Annotated in this window: 7 protein-coding genes; 2 read left to right on the top strand and 5 right to left on the bottom strand. The window is 73.2% G+C overall.

What is annotated here, in order from left to right; genetic code table 11:
- Position 1: 1 nt before the first annotated feature.
- The 3 genes from WMF34_RS14650 to WMF34_RS14640 all read right to left on the bottom strand — a co-directional run bounded on the left by WMF34_RS14650 (position 2) and on the right by WMF34_RS14640 (position 7,151).
- Complete coding sequence (locus WMF34_RS14650) at positions 2-1,201, bottom strand: efflux RND transporter periplasmic adaptor subunit (protein WP_437993667.1); 1,200 nt, start codon at positions 1,199-1,201, stop codon at positions 2-4.
- 235 nt (positions 1,202-1,436) lie between these two features.
- Positions 1,437-2,318, bottom strand: coding sequence for a hypothetical protein (locus WMF34_RS14645; RefSeq protein ID WP_044964891.1), 882 nt, complete (start codon positions 2,316-2,318; stop codon positions 1,437-1,439).
- Between the two features lie 339 nt (positions 2,319-2,657).
- The gene (locus tag WMF34_RS14640) at positions 2,658-7,151 is read right to left on the bottom strand and encodes a DEAD/DEAH box helicase (RefSeq protein WP_437993666.1); all 4,494 of its coding nucleotides are present in this window, start codon (positions 7,149-7,151) and stop codon (positions 2,658-2,660) included.
- 265 nt (positions 7,152-7,416) lie between these two features.
- Here WMF34_RS14640 and WMF34_RS14635 point away from each other — a divergent pair, with 265 nt between their 5' ends.
- Positions 7,417-8,658: a hypothetical protein gene (locus WMF34_RS14635; protein ID WP_437993665.1), complete on the top strand. Its 1,242-nt coding sequence runs from the start codon at positions 7,417-7,419 to the stop codon at positions 8,656-8,658.
- A gap of 247 nt (positions 8,659-8,905) precedes the next feature.
- On the opposite strand, the gene WMF34_RS14630 is transcribed toward WMF34_RS14635, so the two are convergent.
- Together WMF34_RS14630 and WMF34_RS14625 are read right to left on the bottom strand one after the other, a co-directional pair.
- Entirely contained in the window at positions 8,906-9,922 is a 1,017-nt protein-coding gene (locus WMF34_RS14630) for an AAA family ATPase (protein WP_437993664.1), read from the bottom strand.
- A gap of 357 nt (positions 9,923-10,279) precedes the next feature.
- Positions 10,280-11,017, bottom strand: coding sequence for a 2TM domain-containing protein (locus tag WMF34_RS14625; RefSeq protein WP_437993663.1), 738 nt, complete (start codon positions 11,015-11,017; stop codon positions 10,280-10,282).
- Positions 11,018-11,092: 75 nt separating this feature from the next.
- Between WMF34_RS14625 and WMF34_RS14620 the strand changes: the two genes are divergently transcribed.
- Entirely contained in the window at positions 11,093-12,289 is a 1,197-nt protein-coding gene (locus WMF34_RS14620) for a serine/threonine-protein kinase (RefSeq protein ID WP_012235430.1), read from the top strand.
- The last annotated feature ends 5 nt before the right edge of the window (positions 12,290-12,294 follow it).

Below are 12,294 nucleotides of genomic sequence, written 5' to 3'. Positions count from 1 at the left end.
CCTAGCCCCCCTCCACCACGCGCACCGGCTGCCCCTGCTGGAGCGACCCGGGCCGCGCGACGACGGACTCCCCCACCGCGACGCCGGACACGATCTCGACCCGATCCCCCGACGTCTTTCCGGTGGTGACCTGCTTCTCCTTCGCCTTGCCGTCCTCGACCGTGATGACCTTCGCGAGGCCGGCGAACCGGACGACGGCGGTCGCCGGCACGGTCGGCACCGGCCTCGAGCTCACGACGATCTGCGCGCTGACGAGGCTGCCCGGCCGCAGGTGGCCGGGGTTCTTGATGTCGCTCTCCACGAGCAGGGTGCGGCTCTGCGGGTCGAGCGCGGGCGCGAGGCGCGCGACCGTCCCCGGATAGGTGGCGCTGTCGCCCGGGAGGCTCACGCGCACGGGCTGGCCCGCGCGCACGCTGGCCGCCTCGAGCTCGGGGATGGCCACGCGCAGCCGCAGCGGGTCGATCCGGACGACGTCCACGATCGGCGCCCCGGCGGCGAGGTACTGGCCGACGTTCGCTCTCCGCACCTGGACGACGCCATCGAGCGGCGACCGCACCAGGGTGTCGGCGAGCTGCTGCCGCGCCATGCGCAGCTCGGAGCGCCGCTGGCGGACGGCGGCCTCGCGGATGCGCACCTCCTCCCGCGCCGACTGCACGGCGGTCTCCGCGCGGACCGCCGCCGCCTCGGCCGCGTCGAGGTCCATGCCCGACATCAGCCCTTCCCTGGCGAGCCCCCGCGCCCGGACCTGGTTGGCCTGCGCTTCCTTGAACGTCGCGAGGGCCTGCCTCACCACCGCCGTGCCCTCGATATCGAGCTCGCTGTCAGGCCCGTCCGGGGGCAAGCCGAGCTGGGCGCGGCTCTGCGCCAGCGCGGCCGTGGCCTGCTCGATGCGCAGCTCGTAGTCCCGCGCCTCCAGCTGAGCGATGACCTGATCCCGCTGGACCGGGCTCGCCAGGTCGACCGAGATCGAGGCGAGGCGCCCGGCCACCTTGGCCCCGAGCGTCACCTGCTCGTCGGCGTCGAGGGTCCCCGAGATGTCGACGGCCTGCTCCATGACGAGCTCCGTCACGGGGGCGAGCGTCACCTCCTTGACGCTGGCCGCAGGCTTCTCCGCCTTCGCGCCGCCGGGCTGGGACGCTCCCTGATCGCACGCGAGGCACTGCAGAGCGGCCGCGAGCGCGACCGCCGATGTCCAGAGCACCCTTGGAGGGCCGGAGGCGCGGTGACGGGAGTTTTCGGGCTGGCGAAGCTCGGAAAGGACAGTCCACATGGCGGCGGCCTCAGATGACCAGGAACGCCCCCCCGAGCGCGTGTTCGCCGCAGGATATTGACGGCATCAGGGTGGGAGCGCAACGTGCGCGCGGGCACGCCGCAGCGGTGTCCGCTTCGCGAAAGCGGCTCGGATCGGGCTCTCGACGTGTCGAATCGCGCTGCCGTCAGGTCGATTCAGGCTCAGGCGCCGCCGGTGTCGGGCTCGATCCAGTCGTCTCGGGCTCATCCTGCTTCACCGCGCGCCGGCGTGCGCGGGCACGCGCGCTCGATGTGCGGAAGAGCGCGAGCACCTTGCGCTCGTCGCGGTAGACATAGCGGCCTGCGGCGCGGATCTCGTCCATGGCCTCGCGCAGCCACCAGAAGGCGCGATTCCGGAGTGCCATCGCGGCGTTGTCGTGGGGATCGACGGCGCGCTCCGCCGCGCCGCTGCTGAGCGCCGCGGCGAGCTCACGAGCGCGCTCCGGGGCGCGCTTCGGAAGATCGGCCCTGGCCAGCGCGTCGCGGTGCTGCTCGAGGAGCTCGGCGAGCTGGCCCAGATCGCTCACCAGGTCGGCGACACCGGTGCCAAGGAGGATCCCGTCGACGCGCCGCTCCACCTCCTCGTCCGCCGCGAGGAAGTAGCGGAGCGCCGCGATGGCGTCGCGCTTGAGGGCCTCCGCGTCCTTGCGCTGCGCCCGCAGGTCCGAGGAGAGCGGGAGCGTGCGGACCTCGGTCCAGGCGGACTCGGCGGCGGCGAGCAGGTCGCGCCGGGCAGAGATCGAGGTGCCGACCTCCTTCGAGAGCCTGCTCTTCTTGTAGATCTCCTTGCCGAGCTTGCTCAAGGCGACCTCGAGCTCTCGCGCCTCCTGCAACGTATCGGAGACGGGGTGGTCGATCGGCGCCTCATAGGCAGGATCGAGATCGAGCAGCTCCTGCCGCTGGGCGGCCGTGAGCGCCGGCTTCTTCTTCTTGCCACCGCGCTGCGGCTCAGCGGAGGGCTTCTCGCCCTGCGTGTCCGCGTCCGAGGCGGCCTCGGTTCGTGACTTCTTCTTCTTTTCGCTGGCCATCGGCGTGAGCGTACGGCAGCTCGCGCCATGCGGTCGAGCGTCAAAGGCGCGTGCTGCCGGCCCGCCGAGGGCGCCGGCTACACCCGGCGCAGCAGAAAACCGCCATGACGCCAAGGCCGCCAAGAGAAGAGGGGAAGATCCATCACGACATCTTCCGCGCCTACTCCGCTGGTTCCTTGGCGCCCACCGTGTCATGGCGGTTCGCTTCGTCGCCCGACTTCCCGCAGCAATGATGGCTGGTCCGGATAGAGGGGATATCCCTGGCGTCGTCGTTCGAAAGGTGAGCGGAGTCCATCCCAGGCTTTCTTACTCGAGACGAGAGGGCTGGGGCCGCCGCCCTCACATCGCTGCTCCCGCGGCAGCGGACATCGCCTGTCCCGTCCCGCCAGGCGCGGCCGCGGTCACGGGCAGGAGCGGCACGCCGTCGCGGTAGATGACCACGTTCCCGAGCGCGGCCGGCACTCTCGGCCCCGGCGTGACGATGCCGACCAGGTTCAGCGGGTCGCACGCCGAGAGCTGCACGATCTCGCCGGACAGGGGCTCTCGGCGGACGGCGCGGAGCGCGTCGAGCGCCTCGGGCAGCGCGAAATGCTCGCCCACGAAGCCGGCGACGAGGTGCCCTCCCCGGAGCTGACCCGCCATCTCGAGCCGCCGGTAGACCCGGAGGAGATCGCGCCACGCGGGCGGCCGCGGCTCGCGCGCGAGCAGCTCGCGACAGACCACGCCGTAGCGGCGGAGGTACTGGTGCGCGAGCGCCTCGACGACGTCGGGGCCCTCGGCGCCCTCGCCGGCAGCGGGCGCCAACGCGTCCGGGCGCGATCGCAGGAGCGACCACCTGCCCGACGCGACGGGGCCGCCCCGCCGCGCCCCGCCGCGCAGGCGGCCCGCGCCCAGCGCGACGGCCGCGCCGCCGCCGAGCAGCGAGCGCAGCGCCGCGAAGCCGTCGCCGGTCACGAGCCCCGCGGCGACGAGCTCCCAGAGCGCCTCCTCGACCTCGTCCCGGGAGCGACCCGCGCCGCCCACGCCGCCCACGCCGACGGCGAGGTCGTCGAAGAACGACGCGCCGGCGCGCGTCAGGAACGACAGCACGCCCTGCGCCGCCTCGGAGAGCGACGCCGGCGGCGGCGCGCCCTCGGCCTCCCGCGGCGCGAGGAGCCACGGGAGATCGCGGCGCAGCGCCAGCGTGATCGGCGCAGCGCGCGTGGGCGCCGCCGCGTCGCGCGGGACCACGCGGCCCCACGCCACCTCGCCGGACAGGCAGAGCGCGTCGAGCAGCCCCTCGTCGTAGCCGGCCACGCGCGCGGGCAGCACCGCCTGCTCCCACGCGCCGGCGGCGAGCTCGAAGCCCTGCAGCTGCTCGATCACCCGCCCGAGGCCCCCCGGCCCGCGCGCCTGCGTGCCCGGCCGCACGCCCTGCCACGCAAGGAGGAACCGGAGGAGCTCCGCCGCGGTCGCGGGCTCGATCGCCTTGCGCAGGCCGGTGACGGTGCGGCGGTGGATGCGGGCGAGGAGATGGCGGTCGCACCACTCGATCGACAGATCGCCGCCGCCCGCGGCGGCCTGCGACAGGTCGCCGCGGGCGGCGGCGGCCTGCGACAGATCGCCGCCGCCCGCGGCGGCCTGCGACGGCCGCGGCGGCGCGCCCGGCAGGAAGCGCCCGCGCAGCGCGCCGCCGGCGAGCTCGATCCGCGCGAGCGCGGACTGCGCCTCGTACGCGGGGATGTCGAGCCGCGACGCGAGATCCTCGGTCGAGATCGGCCCCGCGGCGCTCAGGAAGCCGCGGACGAGCGCCGTGATCGCGGCGCCGCGATCGACCGCCCCGGCGTCCCCGCGCACGGCGGGCGGCACCGCGACGTCCGGCGCGAACACCGCCTCCGGCCAGATCACCTCGACGAGCGGCCGCCGCTCGGTCGCCACCCAGCGCGGCGCGCGCGGCACGCCCGCGCCCGGAGCGGCGCCCACCTCGGCCGCGCGCCCCGCGGCGCAGAGCGCCTCGAAGTGCCTCGCGAGGCCGCTCCGGATCCCCTCCTCCGCGGGGAGCGCGACCCGGTCGAGCAGGAGCTCGTGCAGCTCGTCCGCGTCGCGCACGTCCGGCCGCGCCTCGGCGACCACCTCGGCGACGACCTGCGGATCGAGCCCGCCCAGCCGCTCGGCGACCTCCGCCGGGAGCCCGCGCCGCACCCGGACCGCCCTCGCGCGGCGCTCCTCCAGCGGGGCGTCGTCGAGGAACGCGTAGGGGTTCGCGTTCAGGATCTCGTGCGAGAAGACGCTCGGCTCCGGCGTGTCGAGCGCGACGACGCGGATCGTCCCGCTGCGCAGGCCGACGAGCAGCGCGCGCAGCCCCTCGACATCCATCAGCTCGGTCAGGCAGTCGCGCAGCGCCTCGCGGACGAGCGGGTGATCCGGCGGCTCGACGTGCGCGAAGAGCCCGTGGTTGTCCTGGCAGCCCTGCTGCTCGGGGAAGATCGAGAGCAGGAGGTCGTCGGCGCGCATGCGCTGGAGCGCCGGCGGCACCCGCCGGCCCCCGCGGAACCGGAGCAGCGCGAGCGCGCGGGACGCGGCCCAGCGGAAGCGCGTGCGGAACATCGGGCCCTGGAGAGCTGCCTGGACGAGCACCTCCTCGAGGCCCTCGGGGCGGACCAGATCGAGCACCTCGTCGATCGGGATCCCGTGCTCCGCCGACAGCGAGAGCAGCACGCCGTCGTCGGTCGCCGCCGCCTGGAGCTCGAAGTCGAACGACCGGCAGAAGCGCTTGCGCAGCGCGAGCCCGAGCGCGCGGTTCACGCGGCCGCCGAGCGGCGTGTGGACGACGATCTGCTGCCCCCCGGCCTCGTCGAAGAAGCGCTCGACCACGACGGTCGCGCCGCCCGGGACCGCGCCGAGCGCCGCGCGCCCCGCCTCAATGTAGTCGCGCACGAGCAGCGCCCCGCGCGCGTCGAGCGCGCACGCCCCCATGAGCCAGCGCGCCGCCCGGGACCGCGCCGCCCGCGCCTCCTCGCCGCCCTGGCCCCGCTCGGCCGCTGGCCGCGCTCCATCGGCCCGCTCCTCGTCGAGGCGCGCGGCGACCTCGGCGCGGAGCGCGGCGACCTCGGCCGAGAGCTCCGGCGTGCGCGCCGGCGCCTCTCCGAGCCAGAACGGCACCGTCGGCGCGGCGCCGTGGGCGTCCTCGACCCACATCTGGCCGCCCTCCAGCCGGAGCACCCGCCAGGAGGTGTTGCCCAGCAGGAAGACGTCGCCCCCGGACGACTCGATCGCGAAATCCTCGTCGAGCGTGCCGACCTTGGTGCCGTCGGGCTGGAGCACCACGTCGACCGCCGCGATGTCGGGGATCGCCCCGCCCGAGGTGAGCGCCGCGAGCCGCGCGCCGCGCCGCCCGCGCAGCCGGCCGCCGATCGCGTCGCGGTAGACGAGCGACCCGGCCCGCTGCCGCGCGCCGCGGGCCGCGGACGCGCCGTCGTCCGCCGCGGCGGCGCCGCCCGAGACCATGGCCACCACCGCGTCGAAGTCGCGGCGCGAGAGGCCTTCGTAAGGCGCGGCCCTTCGGACGAGCGCGTAGAGCCCCTCTTCGTCCCGTTCCTCGCACGCGCACGCGGCGATGATCTGCTGCGCGAGCACGTCGAGCGGCCCCTCGCGCGACGTCATCCGATCGAGCTCGCCGCGGCGCGCCGCGCGCACGATCGCCGCGCACTCGACGAGCTGGTCGCGCGTCAGCGGGAAGAGCCGCCCGCGCGGCGTCGCGGCGAGGGCGTGGCCCGAGCGGCCGATGCGCTGGAGGGCGACGTTGATCGACCGCGGCGAGCCGACGAGGCAGGCGAGGTCGACCGCGCCGACGTCGATGCCGAGCTCGAGCGACGCGGTCGCGACGACGACCCGGAGCTCCCCGGCCTTGAGGCGCCGCTCCGCCGAGAGGCGCCGGGCCCGCGAGAGGCTGCCGTGGTGGGCCGCCACGACGTCCTCGCCGAGCCGCGCGCCGAGCGCGTGCGCGACCCGCTCGACGAGGCGGCGCGTGTTGACGAACACCAGGGTCGACCGCGCTCCCTCGGCGAGCGCCGCGATGCGGTCGTAGATCTCGGTCCACTGCTCGTGCGTACAGACCGCGCCGAGCTCGTCGCGGGGCACCTCGATGGCGAGATCGAGGTCCCGCCGCTGCCCGACGTCGACGATCTGGGGCAGCTCGCGCGCGCCGGCGACGAGCCGGGCGGCGATCTCGATGGGGCGGACCGTGGCGCTGAGCCCCACGCGCTGCGGCCGGGCGCCGCCCTGGCTGGTTACGAGGTCCTCGAGCCGCTCGAGCGAGAGCGCGAGGTGGGCGCCGCGTTTGTCGCCGGCGATCGCGTGGACCTCGTCGAGGATCACGGTGCGCACCCCGGAGAGCGCGCGCCGCCCCGACGCGCTGGTCAGCAGGATGAACGCGGACTCCGGCGTCGTGACGAGCACGTGCGGCGGCCGGGCCGCCATGGCGCGCCGCTCCTGCGCGGGGCTGTCGCCGGTCCGAACGAGCGCACGGATGCCCGGCGCGGGCAGGCCCGCGGCCTCCATGGCCGCGGAGATCTCGGCGATCGGCTGCTCGAGGTTGCGGTGGACGTCGTGGGAGAGCGCCTTCAGCGGCGAGATGTAAAGGACATCCGTGCGGTCCTCGAGCGCGCCACGCACCGCGTCGCGGACGAGCCGGTCGAGGCAGAAGAGGAAGGCAGCGAGCGTCTTGCCGGCGCCGGTCGGCGCGCTGATCAGCGCGTCGCGGCCGGCCGCGATGACCGGCCAGGCGCGCTCCTGGGCGGGGGCGGGGGCGCCGAAGCGGTCACGAAACCACCGGTCGACGACGGGGTGAAACATCCCGTCGAGGGTAGCCCGGCGGGGGGAGAGGCGAAAGCGAGAGGGGCGGCGTCCGGTGCGGGAGGCGGCGCGGGGTGAAGGCCCGCGGCGACCTGTGCGAGCGCTCGACGAAAGAAATCGACAGATGCCTGTCGGGTTCTTTTCTGGCCTTCCGGATGAAGGAGTGAAGCGCGCGGAGGGCGGGGTGAGACGCACCCCGAGACCGCACATGCTGCCGGAGCGAGGCTCACAGAGGCTTCTCTCCAGCCCCGAGAGGAGAACCACGATGTCTACCCCCACGACCGCAGAAGTGAAGCTCCCCAACATCCAGCCCCAGCGCACCGAGGCCGTGTACCTCGCGGCCGACGAGTCGCTGATGCAGCTCGTCGTCGACTACTACTACCGGCGTTATGACGAGTACTTCGAGCAGGAGGGAACGCTGCCAGAGCTCGGCGTGAGCTACCTGTACTCCATCCCGGAGTCGCCGAAGCTCAACCTGGCGCCGCTGCCGCCCCAGGTCCAGGTGGGCAGGTCCAACACGCTCTGCACGGTGGAGACGATCCACCTCGCCCTCACCTTCCCGGACCGAAAGCTGGAGTTCATCGCCAGGGCCGACATCCTGGCGACGTGCGCAGCGGCCGGGCCGCGGCTGATCATGAAGGTGGACAAGGCCGTGGCCACCACACAGGGCCAGGTGGATCCCGTCGCGACCCAGGTGCTCGACAGGGTGGTGGTGCCGGCGCTCGTCAAGTGGCTCGAGCGTCTGCTGATTCCGGAGCTGACGCAGGGGCTCGGCGACATCCGAGCGACCTTGATCAGCGCGCAGGTCGAGCACGACCAGATCAACGGGTATGCGCGGGTGTTCGGCGGGAATCAGGCCACGGGGCCTGGCATGGCGATCCCCCGGACGGACCTCACGCCGATCGAGGGGGCCGGGCGCGTGCGGCTCGTCGTCCGCGAGGACGCCATCAACGTGGCCTTCGAGGAGCTGGTCAAGGATCCCTCCTGGAAGGAGAAGGAGAAGGCCAGCTACTCGGTGTTCTCGGGCGAGGCCGAGGTGAAGGCGACCGTCTATTCCCCGAACCTCGAGATCTCCGACGGCAAGGCGACATGCACGCTTCGCGTCAAGGCGTATGCGAAGGTCTCGGGGAAAGTGGCCGGCATCGGCGAGTCCATCAAGCTGGAGGGAGAGTGCGTGCTCAAGCCCGTCGTGCGGCTCGAGCGCCTGGACGGCGACGCGAAGGCGGCCATCCACCTCGACGTGAAGCGCTCAGAGATCGACGTCGAGCTCAAGGGGAGCTGGGGCCCGCTCGATTTCGCCCGCAAGTCGCTCAACAAGACCATCGACGCCCTGCTGGACGCCGTGCTGGACCAGGTGGCGCGCTTCGCCTCCAACATCCAGCTCGTCGCGTTCGACATGAACAAGCTCGCGAAGTCGGCCGGCCTCGACGTGGCCGTCGGCCTGGACGAGCTGAGCTTCAAGAAAGGGATGCTGTGCGGGCAGTTCACCCTTCGCGAGCGCTCCTGAACCGACTGCGCCGCTCCTCCTTGCATGAGGCGTCCCGGAGCTCCCTCGTCTGGGGAGCACGCCTCATTGCGCCTCCAGCTGGCGTCGTCGAGATTCTCGGATTTCAACGCCAAGGCGCCAAGGCGCAATAAGGCGGAGAGGATGACCGAGGAGGGCTCCGGCGCTGGGCTCATCGTGTCCTCGTCCTCGACCCACAGGTAGCAGAGCTTGTTCTTGTAGAGCGCTGAGAGGTGCGCGGGGACAATCCTCATGCGCTGCTCCCGGCTGCCTTCGACGCGCGGAACGTGGCGGAGCGCGGGTCGCCTTCGAAGACGAGGAGGAAGCGCTCGAAGCTGTACGCCTGATCCCACACCGCGTCGGAGTGCGACGCAGCGATGATCTGAACGTTCGGCGCAAGCGCACGCAGCGCCGGGAAGATGGCCGCCTGCCAAGCTGCATGGAGATGGAGCTCGGGCTCATCGATCACCAGAAGCCCGGCCTCGAAGCCGTTCAGGATGATCCAGCCCGCGAACGAGAGCAGTTCGATCTCCCCCGAGCTCAGTTCGTCGACGGAGCAGAGCCGCGTCTCGCCGCGAAGCACGTACAAATCCGCGAGCAGCTCCTCGTCGTCCGGAGCCACGATCTGCGCGTCGATCCTTGTCCCGTCGTCGCCATGGAATCGCGTCCAGGCCTCGTTGATGCGCTCGAGCCAGAGATCCGCCTTGCCGAACCCCGGCAGTGTTGGCGCGTACCCGCCGCGCGCGCGCTCGTCGTTGATCCTCTGCTTGAGCCGCCAGATCCGGTTGGTCTCCGTATCCTGAGGACGCCCGCCGCGGCCGACGAGCGGCTTGACGGGCCCGGCGAGATCCGGCGTGCGCCAAGAGGAGAAGTTCTCGACGGCCAGGTGCTGCAGCCAGGCTGGATTGACAGGGAGCTCGATCCCAGAGGCGGGCGCGCGCGTGACGTGCGCCTCGCGCGTGCGGATCCACGTCATAAGCGGGCCGTCATCGATCGTAACGTCGAGCTCGACACGCGCGCCCTCCGGCAGCTCAGTGCGCCAGTGCTGCGCGCGGTGCGCCTTCTCAAGGTCTCGGACGATGAGGCGCTCCTGCCCGAGCCCGAGGAGGACGGCCTCAAGAACGCTCGTCTTGCCGCAGCCGTTCGGACCGGCGAGCACGACATTCCTCGATGGCACGCCCTTGGGCGACGTCAAATCGAGCTCCAGGGGTTCCTGGATGCGACGGAACTTCTCGACTCGGACGCGGTGGATCTTGGGGATGTGCACGCCGGGGCCTCCATGCTCGTACACTGCGCCGCCCCGCCGCCCCTCCTATACGGCTCCGCCGCCCCTCCTATGCGGCTCCGCCGCCCCTCCTATGCGGCCCCGCCGCCCCTCCTATGCGGCCCCGCCGCCCCTCCTACACACCCATTTCAGTGTCCCGCATCACGATTGTGCGGCTCCAGCGCAGCCCCGCCGCCCTCCTGCGCAACCATGAATCAGCGCCTGCGCCGCCCTGCCACGCTCCTGTACCGCCCCGCCACCCCTCCTGCGCCGCCCCGCCACCCCTCGTGCGCCGCACCGCCCCCTCCTACGCGCCCCATTCCGTGTCCTGCGCAACACTTCCCCCCTCCTGCGCCGCTCTCAGCGCCCGCCACGGCCTCGCCGGGCCGCGCGATCCGCTTCTTCCTCGCCGAGCTCCTCGATCTCCGCCTCCTCTGCATCGAGCGGCGCGATCCGCCGCCCCCGCGGCGCGTCTTCACCTCGCGCCGGCGCCGGCGGCGGAGCGCTCCCGCGGATCTCCTGCGCGATCCGCGAGAGCACCGTCGCGACCCCCTCCTCGACCGCGTGCCCGAAGTCCTCCGCGCTCTGCTCGAGGCGCTGCTTGCGCTCGAGACGCTCGACCCGGCGCTGCTCCTTCAGCCGCCGGTGCTGCTCCTTCCGCGCCTGCTCCGCGCTGCGCTCGATCTCCCGGCGGATCTGCCGCGGGGACACGTCGCTGGAGAGCGCGCCGAGCGCGTGAAAGGCGAGCCCCAGGCCGCACCCGAGCAGCGGCCAGAAGAACCACCATGGCCCGTCCGTGAGCGCGTTCACCGCGAAGAGGAACGCGTTCACGAGGAGGAACGAGAACAGGTGCGAGCGGAGCCCCTTGCGCCGGCGCGCGAGGATGGCCTCGCGCGCCGCCTCCTCGCCCCGGACATGCTCGATGTCGCGCGACGCGGCCTCGATCGCGCCCCGCGAGATGCCGATCTCCTCGGCCGCCGCGACCAGCTCGTCATGGCTCACACCGCGCGTCTCCGCGTCCCGGAGGGCGCGCTCCAGGATGGCCCGCACCTCGGCCTCGGTGTACCGCCGCCCGCTCTGCTTGCCCGGTTTCACCATCGCTCTCCTCGCGACCGCGCGGAGCATACGCTTGACCGCGTGCGGCCGCGCCGCTTCCATGAAGGCAAGGACCCCATGAGCAGCGAAACCGCCTCACAACGCGTGGGGACCACGATCCGCAACAAGTGGACGCTGGAGCGGCTGCTCGGCGCCGGCGGCATGGCCGCCGTCTACGTCGGCGTCCACCGGATCGGCCGCCGGGACGCGCTCAAGATCCTGCACCCGCAGGCCGCAAAATCGAAGGAGATCTGCGACCGGTTCGAGCGCGAGGCCCAGGCCGCGAACCGCTTCCGCCACCCGGGCGCCGTCGAGATCCGCGACATCGACGTCGCCGAGGACGGGGCGCCGTTCCTGGTGATGGAGCTCCTCGAGGGCGAGTCGCTCGCCGAGCGCGAGCGCCGCCTCGGCGGCCTCCCGCTGGCCGAGGTGCTCCGCTTCACCGCGCAGGTGCTCGACACGCTCGCCGCGGCGCACGCGCAGGGGATCATCCACCGCGACATCAAGCCGCCCAACCTGTACGTCGTCGGCGACGGCGCAGCGGACTCGCCCGCGCACGGCGGCGGCCCGCGCATCAAGGTCCTCGATTTCGGGCTCGCGCGCATCCGCCAGGACTCCAGCCTCCAGGGCGAGCTCACGCGGATGGGCCTGGTGCTCGGCACGACGCCCTACATGCCGCCGGAGCAGGCGAAGGGCCGCGACATCGACACCCGCGCCGACCTCTTCGCCGTCGGCGCCACCATGTTCCGGCTCATCGCCGGCCGCCATGTCCACGAGGCGAGCACCGACTTCGACCTCCTGCTGAAGATGGGCAGAGAGCCGGCGCCGCCGCTCGCGCAGCGCGCGCCGCACGCGCCGCGCGACGTGTGCCTCGTCGTCGATCGCGCGCTCGCCTTCGACCGCGATCAGCGCTACCCCGACGCGCGCCAGATGCTCGAGGACGTGCGCGCCCTCCTGCGCAGCGAGCCGCCGCCGCGCGCGTCGCGGTTCGCGCACGCGCTCGCTCCGGACGCGATCACGCTGCGAGAGCAGCCGTCGCCCCGGGGCGCCACGGACGAGGGCGGGCCCGCCACGATCCCGGTGCACCCCGCGAGCGTCTCGACCTCCATCGATGTCATCGCCGTCGACTGGAGCGACGAGCCGCCCGTGAGCGGCGGCTCCATCACCAAGGAGTGGGTGCGCCCCGAGGCCGCGAAGGAGGACTCGATCGCCGTCGACTGGAGCGACGAGCCGCTCGACGCGGGCGCGCCCGCCTCGCGCCCGGCACGGCGCTGACCGGA

The organism is Sorangium sp. So ce145 (genome assembly GCF_051525985.1).
In the GTDB taxonomy this organism is placed as follows: domain Bacteria; phylum Myxococcota_A; class Polyangia; order Polyangiales; family Polyangiaceae; genus Sorangium; species Sorangium cellulosum_B.
Note: the sequence above shows the minus strand (reverse complement) of the source record. Positions and strands in the feature narration are given on the sequence as shown.